The sequence below is a fragment of the Bacillus sp. EAC genome (assembly GCF_002156875.1).
Taxonomy (GTDB): Bacteria; Bacillota; Bacilli; order Bacillales; family Bacillaceae_G; genus Gottfriedia.
On sequence record NZ_NCSY01000002.1, the window covers coordinates 264,332 to 282,105 of the forward strand.

General features: G+C 34.1%; 13 protein-coding genes. 1 reads left to right on the top strand and 12 read right to left on the bottom strand.

Translation table 11 applies throughout. The features are described 5' to 3' along the window. Positions 1–39: 39 nt before the first annotated feature. The 10 genes from B7R65_RS04440 to flaG all read right to left on the bottom strand — a co-directional run bounded on the left by B7R65_RS04440 (position 40) and on the right by flaG (position 11,378). The gene (locus B7R65_RS04440) at positions 40–912 is read right to left on the bottom strand and encodes a YitT family protein (RefSeq protein ID WP_088041543.1); all 873 of its coding nucleotides are present in this window, start codon (positions 910–912) and stop codon (positions 40–42) included. A gap of 357 nt (positions 913–1,269) precedes the next feature. Beyond that, positions 1,270–2,368 (bottom strand): peptide chain release factor 2 gene (prfB, locus tag B7R65_RS04445; RefSeq protein WP_142288198.1). Its coding sequence is split into 2 segments (ribosomal slippage): positions 1,270–2,295 and positions 2,297–2,368, totalling 1,098 coding nucleotides; the frame shifts between segments, so codons are not numbered across the junction. A gap of 141 nt (positions 2,369–2,509) precedes the next feature. Continuing rightward, on the bottom strand, positions 2,510–5,020 hold the full coding sequence (gene secA, locus B7R65_RS04450; RefSeq protein WP_088041545.1) for a preprotein translocase subunit SecA: 2,511 nt from the start codon (positions 5,018–5,020) through the stop codon (positions 2,510–2,512). Positions 5,021–5,485: 465 nt separating this feature from the next. Next, positions 5,486–6,034 carry a ribosome hibernation-promoting factor, HPF/YfiA family gene (gene hpf / locus B7R65_RS04460; protein ID WP_088041547.1) on the bottom strand — a complete coding sequence of 183 codons (549 nt, stop codon included), beginning with the start codon at positions 6,032–6,034 and terminating at the stop codon, positions 5,486–5,488. A gap of 252 nt (positions 6,035–6,286) precedes the next feature. Next, the gene (gene cspD, locus B7R65_RS04465; protein WP_088041548.1) at positions 6,287–6,484 is read right to left on the bottom strand and encodes a cold-shock protein CspD; all 198 of its coding nucleotides are present in this window, start codon (positions 6,482–6,484) and stop codon (positions 6,287–6,289) included. Positions 6,485–6,668: 184 nt separating this feature from the next. Beyond that, positions 6,669–8,489 (bottom strand): APC family permease, encoded by a 1,821-nt coding sequence (locus tag B7R65_RS04470; protein ID WP_088041549.1) that lies wholly within the window; start codon positions 8,487–8,489, stop codon positions 6,669–6,671. A gap of 200 nt (positions 8,490–8,689) precedes the next feature. Continuing rightward, positions 8,690–9,040, bottom strand: a complete 351-nt coding sequence (fliT, locus tag B7R65_RS04475) for a flagellar protein FliT (protein ID WP_088041550.1) — start codon at positions 9,038–9,040, stop codon at positions 8,690–8,692. Beyond that, the gene (gene fliS, locus B7R65_RS04480; RefSeq protein ID WP_088041551.1) at positions 9,040–9,441 is read right to left on the bottom strand and encodes a flagellar export chaperone FliS; all 402 of its coding nucleotides are present in this window, start codon (positions 9,439–9,441) and stop codon (positions 9,040–9,042) included. The genes fliT and fliS overlap by 1 nt, the downstream gene beginning before the upstream one ends. Before the next feature lie 23 nt (positions 9,442–9,464). Further along, positions 9,465–11,012 (bottom strand): flagellar hook-associated protein 2, encoded by a 1,548-nt coding sequence (locus tag B7R65_RS04485; protein WP_088041552.1) that lies wholly within the window; start codon positions 11,010–11,012, stop codon positions 9,465–9,467. Positions 11,013–11,024: 12 nt separating this feature from the next. After that, complete coding sequence (gene flaG / locus B7R65_RS04490) at positions 11,025–11,378, bottom strand: flagellar protein FlaG (RefSeq protein ID WP_088041553.1); 354 nt, start codon at positions 11,376–11,378, stop codon at positions 11,025–11,027. A 306-nt stretch (positions 11,379–11,684) separates the two neighbouring features. Here flaG and fliB point away from each other — a divergent pair, with 306 nt between their 5' ends. Beyond that, complete coding sequence (fliB, locus tag B7R65_RS04495) at positions 11,685–12,905, top strand: flagellin lysine-N-methylase (protein WP_088041554.1); 1,221 nt, start codon at positions 11,685–11,687, stop codon at positions 12,903–12,905. 72 nt (positions 12,906–12,977) lie between these two features. Here fliB and B7R65_RS04500 read toward each other — a convergent pair whose 3' ends face one another. Both B7R65_RS04500 and B7R65_RS04505 read right to left on the bottom strand, forming a co-directional pair. Beyond that, a complete protein-coding gene (locus B7R65_RS04500) occupies positions 12,978–16,775 on the bottom strand; it encodes an Ig-like domain-containing protein (protein ID WP_088041555.1) in 3,798 nt (1,265 codons plus the stop codon). Between the two features lie 135 nt (positions 16,776–16,910). Further along, on the bottom strand, positions 16,911–17,744 hold the full coding sequence (locus B7R65_RS04505; RefSeq protein WP_088041556.1) for a flagellin N-terminal helical domain-containing protein: 834 nt from the start codon (positions 17,742–17,744) through the stop codon (positions 16,911–16,913). Positions 17,745–17,774: the final 30 nt, after the last annotated feature.

Below are 17,774 nucleotides of genomic sequence, written 5' to 3' on the forward strand. Positions count from 1 at the left end.
TATAGTCTACTACTAATGCGAGAGATTTATTTTTCCTTTTTATGTCAAATTTGTGAAACCTTCTCCAAGTACTTCAGTTGCATCCACAACTGTTATAAAAGCATTTCGATCGATTGACTGAACGATGTCTTTTAAGGATGTGAACTCAGATTGATCAAGTACACACATTAACACTAAACGATCTTCATTTGTGTATCCGCCAACACCAGTTAATTTTGTTACACCTCGATCTAACTCATGAACAATTGCATTTGTCACAAGTTCCACTTCTGAAGTAATAATTAGTGCCATTTTAGATCTAGCAAGTCCAATTTGAACTAAGTCAATCGTCTTACTTGTTACGAAAAGTGCGATTAAAGCATACATTCCACTTTCAAGGTCAAATACGATTGCTGCAGTTAATACAATTAGCCCATCAATAAATGCAACACACACACCTAGTGATAAACCCGTATACTTATGAACAATTTGAGCTGCTAAATCCGTTCCACCAGTAGAGGCTTTTCCACGAAATACAATACCTAATCCTAAACCAATACAAAGCCCACCAAAAATTGCGGCTAAAAGTGGATTGTCTGTAGCAGGAGCAACATCTTTTGTTAGTAATACAACTAATGGTAAAAAGATTGTTCCCGCAAGAGTTTTCACACCGAATTGACGTCCGAGTAAAATCACACCTGCTATAAATAAAGGAATATTAAACGCCCATTGTACGATTGCAGGCTCAAAACCAAGGGTGTTTTGTAGAATTGTTGATATCCCACTTACACCACCTGAAGCAATCTTATTAGGTAATAAAAATACGTTAAATGCAACGGCTATAATTCCAGAACCTACTAATACAAATAAATAATCAAAAAACGTTTTACCCCACCCTACATAAAGAGCAGTGGCATACTTTACTTTCTTCAATTTTATCCCCCTCAATACTTCCCTCTAGATGATAACTTTCAATTTTGTATCCTTTTATAAGGACTATCTCTCTATTTTTAATTATGAAAAATACTAAAAGCTTTCATTATATGTTAACCAAAATCAACTTTTTTACATTTGTAAAACAACTAAAAAATGAATATGATTCAAGTAATTCCTTCGCTATAGCAAGTCTTGAAACTAGCTACCTACCTAGAGAGAAATACTCAAAAAGAGAACACCTTCTAAACAGAAGATGTTTAAATGAGGTTTTAATTATCCCCTATAACCCCAATTTAAAGGCTGTTAAGAAAGAGAAAATCCCCCTTCTTATCAGCCTATTTTTCAAAGTATATATTAAATCTTAGAACGTAAGTAAGCGTCGATAAATGGATCAAGTCCACCATCCATCACAGCTTGTACATTACCTACTTCAGCACTTGTACGATGATCTTTAACCATTGAATATGGGTGGAATACATATGAACGTATTTGACTTCCCCATCCAATTTCTTTTTGCTCACCACGAATTTCATCAAGTTGAGCTTGTTGCTCATCTAATTTACGTTGATATAATTTTGCTTTCAACATTTTCATCGCTGATTCACGGTTTTTGATCTGTGAACGTTCAGATTGACATGTAACAACTGTATTCGTTGGAGTATGAGTAATACGAACTGCTGAATCAGTTGTATTAATATGCTGACCACCCGCTCCACTTGCACGGTACGTATCAATTTTCAAATCTTCTGTACGAACTTCGATTTCTATTTCTTCATTGAATTCAGGCATAACTTCACAAGAAACGAATGAAGTATGGCGACGACCTGAAGAGTCAAATGGTGAGATACGTACTAAACGATGTACACCTTTTTCAGCTTTTAAATAGCCATAAGCATTATGTCCCTTAATCGCTAAAGTAACACTTTTAATACCAGCTTCGTCACCCGGTAAGTAATCCAATGTTTCAACTTTAAAACCACGTTTTTCAGCCCATCTAGTGTACATACGTAATAACATTGAGCCCCAATCTTGTGACTCAGTTCCACCTGCACCTGGGTGAAGTTCTAGAATTGCATTATTTTTATCATAAGGCTCACTTAATAATAATTGAAGTTCAAAATCATTTAACTTAACTGTTAATACTTTCACTTCAGAAACTAACTCTTCAAAAAGCTCGTCATCGTTTTCCTCTTTAACAAGCTCATATGTTAATTCTAGATTTTCGTAACCATCACTTAATTCATTGAACTCATTAATTACTTCTTTTAATCCACTTACTTCACTTATAACAACTTGTGCTGCTTTTTGGTCATCCCAAAACGTTGGCTCAGACATAAATGCTTCAAGCTCGTCTAATCTTCCTTGCTTCGTTTCTACGTCAAAGAGACCCCCTAAATGCTTGAAGGCGTTTGGCCATCTTTTCTAATTCTTGCTTTACTTCTACTAATTCCATTACTTACACCTCAATTAAAATTTTATGAACAATAAAAAGCAGGTAAAGACAAGTAATTTGGAAGGAGTAACAGTTGTAAGTTACACCAATTTCCTAAATAACTACTTGCCCTTGCCCCTTTTTCATACAGTTTCTATAGTATTAGATTCCTTTTCCGTGGCAGTTTTTATACTTCTTACCTGATCCACAAGGACAATCTTCGTTTCGACCAGTCTCTTCAGCTTTTACGATTGGCTTACGTTTAACTTCACCATCATCGTTACTTACGTGAATTGCTTCACCTTGAATCGCTTCACGCTCAACATCAGCCTCAATTTCAGCTTTCATAATGATACGAGATACTTCTTCTTCAATAGAAGCTATCATTTCTTCGAACATCGCGAAACCTTCCATTTGGTATTCACGTAATGGATCGATTTGAGCATATGCACGTAAATGAATTCCTTCACGTAGTTGATCCATTGAATCGATATGAGCCATCCACTTACCATCTACAGTACGTAATAATACAACTTTTTCGAACTCACGCATTTGTTCTGCAGGTAAAGCGTCTTGCTTTTCTTCATAACGTTCAAATACAACTTTTGAAATTAATTCAACCATTTCATCTGGCTCAAGAACGCGTAATTGATCAACAGTAATTTCATCTTCATTTAATAAGTTAGCTTCTAAGAAATCGATGATTCCTTCTAAATGCCACTCTTCTTGAAGTTGCTCGTTTGGCGTATGTGCAGAAACAACACGATTAATTGTTCCTTCTATCATACTCTTAACGATTGGTTGTAAATCATTTGAGTCGATTACTTCAGAACGTTGAGCATAAATAACTTCACGTTGCTGACGTAAAACATCATCATATTGTAATAATTGTTTACGAGCATCGAAGTTATTACCTTCAACTCGTTTTTGTGCTGATTCAACCGCACGAGAAACCATCTTACTTTCAATTGGTTGAGAATCATCTAATCCTAAACGATCCATCATAATTGAAAGATTGTCAGAACCAAATCGACGCATTAACTCATCTTCCATTGAAAGATAGAATGTTGTAATACCTGGATCTCCTTGACGACCAGAACGTCCACGTAACTGATTATCAATACGACGACTCTCATGTCGCTCAGTACCGATTACTGCTAATCCACCAAGCTCACGAACACCTTCGCCTAATTTAATATCTGTACCACGTCCAGCCATATTCGTCGCAATTGTAACAGCACCTTTGTGACCTGCTAAAGCGATAATATCAGCTTCACGTTCATGGTTTTTAGCATTTAATACTTCATGTTTTACACCTTTACGTTTTAACATTTGAGAGATTAACTCAGATGTTTCAATTGCAACAGTACCAACAAGAACTGGTTGTCCAGCTTTGTGGCGCTCAGCAATTTCTTCTACTACTGCAGTGAATTTACCATTCATTGATTTATAAACTAAATCTGCTTTATCAATACGAGCAATTGGACGGTTTGTCGGAATGACAAGTACGTTCATATTGTAAATATTACGGAATTCTTCTTCCTCAGTTTTAGCTGTACCTGTCATACCAGATAACTTTTTGTACATACGGAAGTAGTTTTGGAAAGTAATTGTCGCAAGAGTCATACTTTCATTTTGAATCTTTAGACCTTCTTTTGCTTCAATCGCTTGGTGAAGACCTTCGCTATAACGACGACCTTTCATTAAACGACCAGTAAATTGGTCAACAATCACAATCTCGCCGTCTTGTACAACATAGTCAACATCATTTGTCATCGTAATATGAGCACGAAGACCTTGGTTAATATGATGATTTAAATTCACATTTTTTAAGTCAAATAAGTTATCTACACCAAACGCACGTTCAGCACGAGAAATACCTTCTTCAGTTAATAAAACTGATTTAGTTTTCTCATCATACGTAAAGTCTACATCTCTCTTAAGCATACCTACAAATGCATTTGCTGCGATATATGCTTGTGCAGATTGTTTTGCTTGTCCAGAAATAATTAATGGAGTACGAGCTTCGTCAATTAAAATCGAGTCAACTTCATCAATAATTGAATAATTTAAAGGACGTTGAACACGTTGTTCCGCATAAACAACCATATTATCACGAAGATAATCGAAACCTAATTCATTGTTTGTTGTATACGTGATATCACATGCATAAGCTTCACGTTTTTCATCTGGATCCATGCTATTTAAATTTAGACCAACAGTTAGGCCTAAGAATTCGTATAATTGTCCCATTTCACGAGCATCACGGCTAGCTAAGTATTCATTGACTGTAACAACGTGAACACCTTCTCCGCTTAACGCGTTTAAGTAAACTGGTAATGTAGAAGTTAATGTTTTACCTTCCCCAGTTTTCATTTCTGAAATATTACCTTCGTGTAATGAAATTCCACCTAATAATTGTACTGGGTATGGTGTCATACCTAGAACACGAGTTGCGCCTTCACGAACTACCGCAAATGCTTCAACAAGAATATCATCAAGTGTTTCTCCCTTTTGAATGCGTTCTTTAAAAGCAGCTGTTTTGGCTTTTAATTCTTCATCAGATAATTTAGCAATTTGATCTTGCATCGCTACAATTTGATCAACTTGTTTCTGCATTTTATTTAATTGTCGTTGATTAAGGTCAAATACCTTTTTTAACATTCCAAGCATACGAAACGCTCCTCTATTATAAAGTCATAAATAATGTCTTCTATTAGGTAGATACTATTTCTAATTTTATCATTAAATGAAGATAAGTGACAACCTTATGTAAATATTGTTCGATTAGAATTGTTTAATAGTTTTGAAAATATACAAATATAGCTTTAGATTAGCTATTTAATTAAAGCTTTTTCGTAAATTTTGTTGCTAGTAAAAAATGGAGTATTCTAGATTTCCTCTCCAGGATGCTCGCTTTCCGTGGGGCGTGCGATGAGCCTCCTCGGCTCGCCTGCGGGGTCTCATCTGTCCCGCTACTCCCACAGGAGTCTCGCACCTTCCGTTCCAATCATCTTCCTTATTTAAAGTTTGCTTTAAAAGCCCTTTTAAAATCAACATTCTTTAGTAAAGAGCATAAAACAAAAAAGGACTAAGCGTAATTAATTCCGCTTAGTCCTTTTATCATTTACTATTTTATTATTTTGCTTCAATCAATCCATAACGACCATCTTTTCTAGCGTAAACGATGTTCGTTTTGTTTGTTTCACCGTTTAAGAATACGAAAAAGTTATGTCCTAACATATTCATTTGTAGAACTGCTTCTTCAGCATCCATTGGTTTTAGATCGAATTGCTTTGTACGAACTAATTCAATTTCATTCTCATGTTCCTCCACTGCAACAGCAGCTTCAGCAGATGGTGATGGCGCAAACATATATTTTAAAGATCCTTTTTCTCGTAGTTTGCGATTTACTTTTGTTTTATGTTTTCTAATTTGACGATCTAGTTTATCAATAACTAGATCAACAGCTGCATATAAGTCAGCATGTTCTTCTTCTGCACGTAATAACATGTACGTGCCTGGAATAGTTACTTCAATTCTTTGCTTGTCGTGGAATACCTTTGCATTAACTCGTGCTGATAAATCTTCATTAAAATAACGGTCAAATCGCGATAATTTTTTCTCTACGTAATCACGAATTGCTGGAGTAATTTCAATATTTTCGCCGCGGATGTTTAGCATCATATGGGTTTCCTCCTTCATCAAGCTCCAAAAATGAAAGCTGTCTATACTTATATTCTACATTATATCGGATTATTCCTGCATCTAATATGTGTCGAATATAAGAAATCTTTTTAGTCTGCTCATGAAAGTATATTTAAGAACATGCTTAAAGATACACTGTATTTTTTTCCAAAAACAAACAAAGGCTTACTCAAATGAGCAAGCCCTTGTGGTCCGAATCTATATAAGCAAATATTTACTTATTAACGGAAATTAAATTTTAGTTACATTAGCAGCTTGAGGTCCGCGGTTACCTTCAACGATTTCGAAGCTAACTTCTTGGCCTTCTTCTAAAGATTTGTAACCATCAGCATTGATTGCTGAGAAATGTACGAATACATCGTCTCCATCTTCGCGCTCGATAAATCCAAAACCTTTTTCAGCATTAAACCATTTTACTTTACCTTGCATTCAAATCCATTCCCTTCAGTCGAAAACTTGTGAATATTCTCCACATTTCAACTATACATCATGAAAGTGGGACAAGTCAAAACTAGCTTATCGCCTTTTTTTTCATGAATTCGACAAAAAACGAAAAATTCTAATTACTTTTTAACACTACTATTATTCTTCTTATTTTTACATTAAAATCACGTTAAACTTTAAAACGATAAGGTACCGTCGTAACGATTACGCTACGTTTATAAAGTAAGTACGTACGTAGTAAAAGACTCGATTGATTGTGTAGAACATTATGCCAGTTTTTCTTTGTAATAAATTGTGGAATTAAAACTGTGATTTCAAATCCATTATCATGAGCTTTTTGTTCCATTTCATCTATTACCTTTAAAAGTGGTCTTGTGATCTCTCGATATTCAGAGTGAACGACGATTAGTTTTACATTTGGATTCCATGCTTCCCATTTATCTCTCATTTGCTGTTCGCTATCTTTATCAAAAGAGATATAAACTGCATAAACTTCATCCGCAATACCTTGGGCATATTGCATCGTACGTTCAACTACTTTTGTAATACCAGCGACTGGCACGACCATAATATTCCCATTAATTTTTTCAGGAATATCATTGTTTAACCTTAATTGATCGCCTACTGCTTCATAATGCTTACGGATTCTTAAGAATAAAATAACGATTAAAGGTAAGAAAATAAAAATTGACCAAACTTGAGAAAACTTAGTTGTTAAGAAAATAATTGAAACCGTTGCTGAAATAAATGCCCCTACAAAGTTTGCAATTAATTTTGGGAACCAACCTGCTGGTTTCTCTCTTATCCATTTAATAACCATACCTGTTTGAGAAAGTGTAAACGGTACGAATACACCAACAGCGTATAGTGGTATTAATTCTTCAGTTTTACCTTGGAAAGCAATAATTAGTAAAATTGAAGCTACACCAAGTGTGATAATCCCATTTGAATAACCTAAACGATCTCCACGAAGTAAGTACATCCTTGGCATGAACTTATCACTAGCTAAGTTATACGCAAGTAATGGGAATGCAGAAAATCCTGTATTTGCTGCTAATACAAGGATTAGTGCTGTCGTTCCTTGGATAAAGTAATAAATTACATTTCTACCAAAAATATCTGAACCTAATTGAGACATAACTGTTTCTTCGGCATTCGGCGTAATTCCATACCAGTAAGCTAAAAACATAACACCTGAGAATAGGACCGCTAAAATTGTCCCCATCATCATCAATGTTTTCGCTGCGTTTTTCTCAGATGGCTCCTTAAAGTTAGGAATTGCATTTGAAATAGCTTCTACTCCGGTTAAAGCAGAACATCCTGATGAAAAAGCTTTTAATAGTAAGAACAACGTTATTCCTTCTGGCTTAACCCACATCGGTGCATGAGTTGTTGCAGGAGCATGGCCTGTTAATACATTATAAAGACCTACTATTATAATGATAACAAGTGCTACAACAAACAGATACACTGGGTAAGCTAAAATAGATGCTGATTCAGTTAATCCTCGTAAATTTAAAATTGTAATAAAAATAACTAAAATAACTGCAATAAATACCGTATGACTGTGTAATGCAGGAACAGCTGATGTAATTGCATCTGTTCCTGCAGACACACTTACGGCTACCGTCAAAATATAATCGACTAATAATGAGCCACCCGCTATTAAACCTGGGATTACACCAAGGTTTTGCTTAGATACGACATATGCTCCTCCACCATGAGGATAACTATAAATAATTTGGCGATAAGATAAAATTAGAGCTAATAATAAAATTAATACGCCAATACCAATTGGAATCGAATACCAGTAAGCTGCTGCCCCAATCGTAGTTAATACAATTAAAATTTGCTCTGGACCATAGGCCACTGAAGACAATGCATCAGATGACAAAATAGCCAAAGCCTTTGTATTCGATAACTTTTGCTCACTTAATTCAGTCGACTTAAGTGGTTTACCAATTAAGTATCGTTTTAAAATCGATAACATATGTACACCTCAACATAAAAAGATATAAACCAGTTTTGAGTTTATCACAAAATTAGTAAAATTTGTGTGATATGGTAGAAAATCTTACCAATATTTATTAAAAGGATGTCAAAATAATTACTATTACCTTTCCTCTAAACATAAATAAAATACTACAAAAAGAAAGTACTCTGTTAAACACAGAGTACTTCTAATGTTCTTTATTCTGTTTTATCAAAAAAAGCAGAAACATTATTTAATGACTTGTATGGATTAATATATTGCGTATGAGCTTTCTTTTGATTCTTTAATCCATTAATATCTTTTTTTATATCAGCTAAAATGATATTCATTGAACGATTGATATGATTATTTAAATCAACAATCTTATCCATCACTTGTCGTTCATTCGCGTCTTTTGGAGGCTGAACAATAGAAAGTAACGAATCTCTTTCATCTAATAACGAAAAGATTTTTTCAATGACCTCATCACGTTTTTCTTGAGACGGTACATTTGAAGTTAGTTCTGCAAGCTGCGTTGTAACTGAAAAAAGTGTCTGATTAACATCCATTAAGCCTGTCCACCATCAGCATACATTTTTTGACGATTCACTTGTATAACTTCTTTCCACGTATCTCTAAATTCTGTAACAAATCCTTCTACCTCATCTAAAATAGAAGAATCATTTTTGATATTCGCGTCTACTAAACGTCGATTCATATAATCGTACATTTGCATTAGTTGTTCAGAAACTTCAATATCCATATTTAACGTAACCATTAACTCACGTATGATGTTTTGTGCTTTTATAATATTCTTATTTCGTTCTTCAAAGTTTTGTTGTGCAATTGCACTCTTTGCTAAGTGAATAAATTTTAGACAACCATTATATAACATCAACGTTAATTCACCTGGAGATGCTGTATTTACTGAGTTTTGTTGGTATTGTTCATAAGGGTTTTTCAATGCCATTTTTTGGTCCACCTTAACGATTATTATCCACCAATGGATTGTAAGAATTGAGAGCTTTGACTATTGGCTTTTTGTATTGCTTCTTCCATTGCATTAAATTGGGCGTAATATCTATTTTCAATTATTACTAAGCGATCTTCAAATTTACCAATTCGAGTATTTAAATCAAGTAAATCTTTCCCCAATGTGAATTGGTTGGAAGTAGAATATGTCTTCCCTGCTTTTTTTGTAATATCATCGATTGCAATTTTTAAAGTATTTTTTAATCGGACAGCTAACCCTTGGTCACTTGTAACCTTTGGATCAGTACCCGGTTGTGTAAATAAATTCGCAACTTTACTTGGATCATCTTGAATTGCTTGCTTTAACTTCGCTTCGTTGATAATTAGTTTTCCGCCATCTAAATAGTCATCGCTAGTAGTTATTCCTATACTACTTAACAATTTAGTTGCAGCACCTAAAACCGGATTCCCTAAATTTGAACGCATTTTAGTTAAAACACCACTAAAAATACTATCTCCTCGAAGTAAACCACTTTGGGCTTTATCTTCCCATTGCTTAATTTGATCATCTTTCATTGCTTCTCTTTGTTCGTCTGTTAAAGGCTGGAAGTCGCGATAACGTTTTTGCGTTACTTTATTACTAATATTTGCAATTAATTCATTGTAAGAGTCAACAAAAGCTTTTACACTATCAAATACTTTACTAGTGTCGGTAGCAGTAGATATTGTAACTGGAGATGCAGAAGTTTGTTTTAATGTATACGTAACATCGCCTAGAGTGAAGGTGTTTGATTTACGTGTTGTTGTAAGACCATTGATTTTAAAACTCGCATCTGAACCATTTGATGAAGGTACCAGGTTATTGGATCCGTCAGCAGTGAATCCTATTGCTTGCATAAAGCTCTTTGTTCCAGCCCCTGCACCTGACTCATTAATTTTGATACCCGCTCCAGTACCTGTTGCTTTATTTGTAAAAACCATTTTTTGTGTAGCTGAATCATAAAAAGCCGATACACCAGCACTAGAATTATTAATTTTCTTAATAACATCATTAAGTGAGTCTGTCGAACCATCAATATCGATCGATACAGTTGATGTTACTCCATCCGGTGATGTTACATCAAATTGTAATTTTTGTGCACCTGATAGCTGGTAGCCACCATTAAATGTAATTGTATTTAATTTTGCAGTAGGATCGATTGAACCTCCACCACTATTTACAACTGAATTTGATGTCCACCTTGCACTTGATGCTAATGAAGTAATTTCATCGATTGAATTCACTACATTACTACTGGAGTTACTCGAAGAAGTAGCACTTACTACACTTTCATTCGAACTAGATACTGATTTAACATTAAAAGTCGAAACTAAACCTACACCATCAGTTATTTGTTTTCGAAAATTGTCCATCAGCAAGTTTAAATCACGATATTGTTGTGTTTGCCATTCATTTATTTGCTTTTGAGCTTTTAATTTATTTAACGGTAGTTTTTCTGCATCCATTAATTTTTTGACTGTAGCATCAATATCAAGTGCGCCTGAAAAACCTGTTATTCGGTTTACCATAAAATATCACCCTTAAATTTTTTTATCAAACATTAAACCTATAAATTCTTTCATCGCTGCGTAAAAGTCTAGTAGTTTTTTTGAAGGAATTTCTTTAACTACTTCTTTTGTATCTTTATCTACTAAAACTGCATAATAACTATGCGTTTTATCATGTAATTTAAATTCTAAGGATGTTTGTGATGGTTCTAATAATTTGTTCATTCCATCAATTACTTTTTCTAGATCTTTTTTTGGTACTATAAAATCTTCAGGCTCATTAGCAGAAACTTTTACTACATAATCTTTAACTTCTTGGCCTTGTTGTTGTACAGGGATGTTTGGGACATTCTTAGCCAAAGTCGAAGTAGATACATTGTTTATCATTCGACTTCCTCCCTTAAAAAATTAACTTCATCTATTAATATATCGGTAAAAAAAATAAAAAGTGTAGATAGAAAATTAACTAAGTGAATATCCTATTTACTTTAATAATTATAGGTACTTATCTTAAGTGCTTTTACACTTTTTTAAAAGTACAAGTTAAGCTAAAAGAATTTATTCAACTTCTTCAAATTTATTTAGTAATCTCCGAAATAAATCAAGATAGTAAGTTAACAATCTATTAAATGAAAATAACTATAAATTTATTATTTTACAACAAAAAATTTTCTTATAACCGGAGGATGAAACATGACTTCTACGCAACTAGTTCCGAGTCATTTTAAGAAATTCTCATGTATTGGAAGTGAATGTGAGAATCACTGTTGCCAGGGATGGGTAGTATCTATTGATAAAAAAACATATAAAAAGTACCAAAATTCTAATGATCCTACCTTAGCAAAAAATTTAAAGAGATATAAAGGTAATGATAAAGGGATGCCTTATGCAACTATACAGATGAAAGAATGTGGAACTTGTCCATTTTTAACTGATAATGGACTTTGTTATATTCATGCAAACTACGGGGAAGAAATGCTAAGTTCAGTCTGTTCCGTTTTTCCTCGTGTAAAAAACATTTTTAACGATGTGTTGGAGCAATCGCTTTACCTTTCGTGTCCTGAAGCCGCAAGAATTGCCTTATTAGACCCGAATCCAATGGAATTCGACATTGAAATATCAGAACGTGTTATCTTAAATTCAATCTCAAAGCAGACTAATGACATTAGTCAAAAGAGTAACTTATCACCCCATTTCTTTCAATTGCGTTCATTTGCAATTGAACTAATTCAGGATCGTACATGGGATTTAAAAACTCGACTATTATTACTAGGATTTTGGATTCAAAGATTAGAAAAATTAGAAGATGTATCTATATCAGAATCCAATTTAAAAGAAGAGTGGGCTAATTTCATTACCACTTACTCAGCTCATATTAAATCTGGTACGATAGAAACTTTATTAGATGGTACAAAAGGAAATGAATCACGATTCGTAGGCTTTATACAAGCTTATTTCTCAACTAGAAACGAAATTGAGAATATTTATAAAGAATATAAGCTATTAGTTTCAAATTTATTAAATAATTTCGACTGGCTTAATGGCCAAATTGATGATTGGACATCCAGTTATACAACAGTTAAAAACAAATCCGAAAAACTAATTAATTCAAAAGAATATATCCTTGAGAATTTCCTAGTAAACGAAATTTTCAAAGATTGGTTCCCATTCGGAAAAAATACTATGTGGGACCATTATTTATCATTAATTTTTCATTACACAATTATAAAAGTTCACTTTATGAGTATAATTACTGAAACTAACTCACTAGATGAGTCAGATATAATAAATGCAATATACTTATATGTTCGATCATCACTTCATAGAAAGTCTTATGTAAATAGTATTTTAGAATATGCTAAGGATAATCAAATGAATGATTTAGCATCCGTAGTCATTTTACTAAATTGTTAATTTCAAAATTGAATCTATTATTAAAAAGAAAAAGGAGTAACAAAAGTTACTCCTTTTTCTTTTTATACTTAATTATATTACTCTTACTTGAACAAGAATTGTTATTCCATCACTTACTACCCTTATAGTCGTTGAATAGCCTACTCTTGCTGTAGATGGGATAGTTACAAGTCCATTCGCATTTACAGTTGCAGTTGACAGATTATTAGAAGTGTAAGCTGTTCCATTAGATGCCAAAGTAACATCTTTTTGGGTACCATCAACCAACGTTCCCATAATCGTTAATTGCCCAGATGTCCCAGCTTTTAATGAAATAGTTGTAGGAACTGACTCTAATGCAATTAATTTATTGGGATTAGTAGTAACAGTAATCGAAACAACTTTACTAATTCCATTGTTTCGAACTGTAATAGATATTACGATTCCATCTTTAGCGCTACTAGATAATGTAATTAATCCATCGGTGCTAACTGTCGCATAACTTGAATTACTAGAATACGTAGTTTTTTCACTACCATTCGTAATATCCTTAGTACTTCCATCACTAAATGTACCAAGAACACTTAATTGTTTAGTTGTTCCAGTTACCATAGTAACCGCTGAAGGAGTTACTGTAAAATTAGTAACTTTTATAGATGGGTCAACTACTTTAACGTTTACATAAAGTCCGACACCATTATTTGTAATAAAGATTGATGCTGTTGCCCCATCTGTCGCATTACTTGGTGCAGATAATAAACCATTAGCATCTATAGTAACAGCGCTCTTATTATTACTATTATATAGTGTTCCAGTACTTCCTAAAGTAATATCTTTTGTACTTCCGTCAGTCAAAGTACCAGTTATAGAAAGTTGAACTGTTCCTCCAGGTGCAATAGTAACACTTGTAGGATTACTAGAAATTGACTGTACTTTAGGGGTAGGATCTACCACATTTAGTACAATTACTTTATTAAATCCATTATTAGCAACTGTAATATATGCCTTTGAACCATCAGCTGCACTACTTGAAACAGTAACTAATCCTGTAGCATTTACAGTTGTAAACGTAGAGCCACCAGTTAAAAATACTGTACCTTGGCTTGTAGAACTTATATCTTTTGTACTCCCATCACTCAATGTTGCTGTAATGATTAACTGTTTTTGTTCTCCAGGCGCCATTGTTAGTGATGAAGGATTTACTGTTAATCCAGTAACTTTAGGCGATGGATCTGTGATAGTTACAGTTATTATTTTAGCTACAGAACCATTACTTATTGTAATACTAGCAATATCGTTCTCCTTTGCATTAGCAGAAACAGTAATCAAACCATCTGCATCAACTGTTGCAATTGAAGTTGCATTACTTTTATAAATAGTTCCTTCGCTACCAAGTGTAATATCTTTTGTACTTCCGTCAGTGTACGTTCCTACAATTGATAGTTGTTGAGTTTTTCCAATATCAATAGTTGGTGCTAAAGGTGTAACATCTAACTTAGTTAATTTAGGTGCTGGGTCTAAAATTGTAAGAGTTACATTTTTAAGTACCCCATTGTTTGTAACCGCAATAACTACATTTGTTCCCACTGTAGCGTGCGTTGATACAGTAATATTCCCTTCAGGACTAACAGTCGCTGTAGATATTGCTTTGCTTTCATATTTGGTTCCCTCTGTTGAAGAAGTCACATCTCTCGTATTTCCATCTTCCAAGTTTCCGATTACAGACAATTGAATAGCTTGTCCAGGTTCAACAGAGATAGTATCAGGAGTGACTGTTAACGAAGTAACCTTAGGTCTTGGATCAACAACATTTACATTTACAACCTTTAATATCCCGTTATATTGCACTTTGACAGTAGTATTATATCCATACTTAGCCGCACTTGGAATTGTAATCAAACCGTCTGAGTTAACTGTTGCTGTTTGACTTGAACCACTAGTGTAACTTGTTCCTTCTGTTGCTAAACTTACATCTTTCGTACTTCCGTCACTATAGATTGCACTGACAGATAACTGCTTAGTATTTCCTGGAGATAAATCCACATTCATTGGGTTAACTATTAAGTCCGTAAGTTTTACACTTGTATCTTTAACTGTAACGTTTATTAAGTTTTGAATCCCATTGTTAGTAACTAGAATAGTTGTTTTCCATCCATCTTTTGCATCATTTGGAATTGTTACCAAACCATCTTGACTTACTAACGCTGTTGAAATTGCACTACTTTTATAAATCGTTCCATCTGTTTGGTTAGTAATATCTTTTATTGTTCCATCACTAAGCACACCAGTAATTACTAATTGTTTTGACTCACCTGGAGTCAGTGTTAAATTACTCGGTGAAACTTGAACATCTACAACAACAGGGGAAGCATAAGTATAACCATTTGAGACCATAGTATTAGTTCCATCTGGATTTTCCAATACAACATCGACAATCCCTTGTTTACTCGCTTGTGGTACAACTACATTTAAACTTTCTGAATTAACAAAGTTTACTTTTGCATAGTTATCACCAAACTTAACTTTTGCACCATTTAAGAAATTCTTACCACTAATTAAAACCGTATTCCCACCTTCAAAAGGTCCAGAATTCGGTGTTATTTGCGTCATCTCGGGTTGGGCCCAGTAATTAAAGTTAGTAGCTGCAAATTGAGTATCGCTATTCTCAACTTTAACAACTATGTCTCCTTGCTTACCAGCAGGTGTTGTTAAGGTGATCGTTTGACCATCTACTAATTGCGCTGTCGTCACTTCAACATTATTAAAGAATACTTTTACACCCGGAAGGAAGTATTTACCCTTAATTGTAACTGTGTCTCCACCATTTACATTTCCTTTTGAATCAGTGATTGAATCGATCACTGGAGCATGATTTTTTACAAATAGACCTGTATTCCCAACATTATATGATCTTAAGGAACCTGTATAATCTTTATATGTTATAAATCCTGTCGCAGTATTATATGCGCCTGCCTTTGCACCTGGCTTTAATCGAATTTTATAATGTAATTGCAAAGTGTTTGCTTTTAATTCCTGAATATTCCATACAAGTTTATTTCCTGTTACCGTCGGTTGCGGTATATTACTATCATATGAGCCAGGAACAATTTCAAAATTCGGGTCAACTGTCTCAGTAATAGTTACATCGTACGCACTCGCTAAACCAATTTCTTCTACGATTGCTTCATATACTTGTTGCAGTCCTACTGAACCAAGTACAAAGTGATGGTGATGAGCCGTTGTTGCCATATCCTCTAACAATAGGTTTGGAGGACTTGCTTTTGGATCTTCATTAGGTCCTAATAAAGCAATTGTATAAAAAACAATTCCTGCGTCTTTCGCTGCTTGTGCAGCTATTTTCGCAGCTTCAGTATCATTCGCTTGTCCATCCGTTAACAAAACAATTACTGGTTGAGCATCAGGACGATGATTTGCTAGTAGGTTAGTAGCTTCGTTTAATGCTTGAGAAGTATTTGTATTTCCACCTAATCTTACTTGGTCAATATATCCTTTAACGGCATTTGAATCAGTACTTAGTGGAAAAGTACTTGTGCTCGTACTAAAGTCAACTATACCAACTGAATGTTTTGTTAAATCAATTAAATCAACAAAACTTTTGGCAGCACTAATCATTGAATTAAAACGATTATCTGTCTGCATACTTCCAGATTTATCTAGCACCAAAATAATATCATTTGGTTTTACAACATTTACAGGTGGCGTTCCTGTTACATTTAAAGTAACTTCTGACTCTTCATCTGTAAAAATTGTACTAGGTGCTACAGTTCTCGAAGCATTAATAAAGTTAAATGATGCAGCTTTTGTATTCACCGGTAGTAAGATACTCATTAGAAAGATTAGTATTGTACTAAACTTTATTATTTTTCTCATTTTAACCCTCCATAACAACTTTTTTTCTAAACATTCATAAATAACTGAATATAATAACTAAATATGAAAATATACCTATATAATGTACTTAAAAAAGCGAGTATCCTAACTAGGATACTCGCTCATTTTTAAGAATTAACGAAGAAGTTGTAGTACGCCTTGTGGTTGTTGGTTTGCTTGAGCAAGCATAGCTTGAGATGCTTGAGTTAAGATGTTGTTTTTAGTAAACTCCATCATTTCCTTAGCCATATCAACGTCACGAATACGAGATTCAGAAGCTGTTAAGTTTTCTGAAGCATTGTTTAAGTTAGCAACAGTATGCTCAAGGCGATTTTGCCAAGAACCTAGTGTAGAACGACCTGTTGAAACATTTGCAATTTCTGTATCTAAATTACCGATTGCGCTATCTGCATTTGTTTGAGAAGTAACGTCCATTGCAGCAAGTGCAGTGTTAGTAGCTGTTAAATCGATACCAGCTTGTTTAAAGTCTAATTGGAATGATTGGCCTTGGTTAGCACCAACTTGAATTTCAACTTTACCAGCAGCACCAGCAGCACCATTTAATAATTTTTGAGTATTGAATTCTGTATCTGTTGAGATACGTTTAACTTCTGAACCTAATTGTTGGAACTCTAAATCAAGAGCATCGCGGTCAGCTTGTACGTTTGTATCATTTGAAGATTGTACAGCTAGTTCACGCATACGTTGTAAGATTGAATGTACTTCGTTTAATGAACCTTCAGCAGTTTGGATCATTGAGATACCATCTTGTGAGTTACGAGATGCTTGATCTAAACCACGAATTTGTCCACGCATTTTTTCAGAAATTGAAAGACCAGCAGCGTCATCACCAGCACGGTTGATACGTAAACCAGAAGATAATTTCTCCATGTTTTTGCTAGCATTTGCATTGTTAGCAGTTAATTGACGGTGTGAGTTTAAAGCAGCGATATTGTGATTAATTCTCATTTTAATTTCCTCCTTGAATGTGTTGGTTCA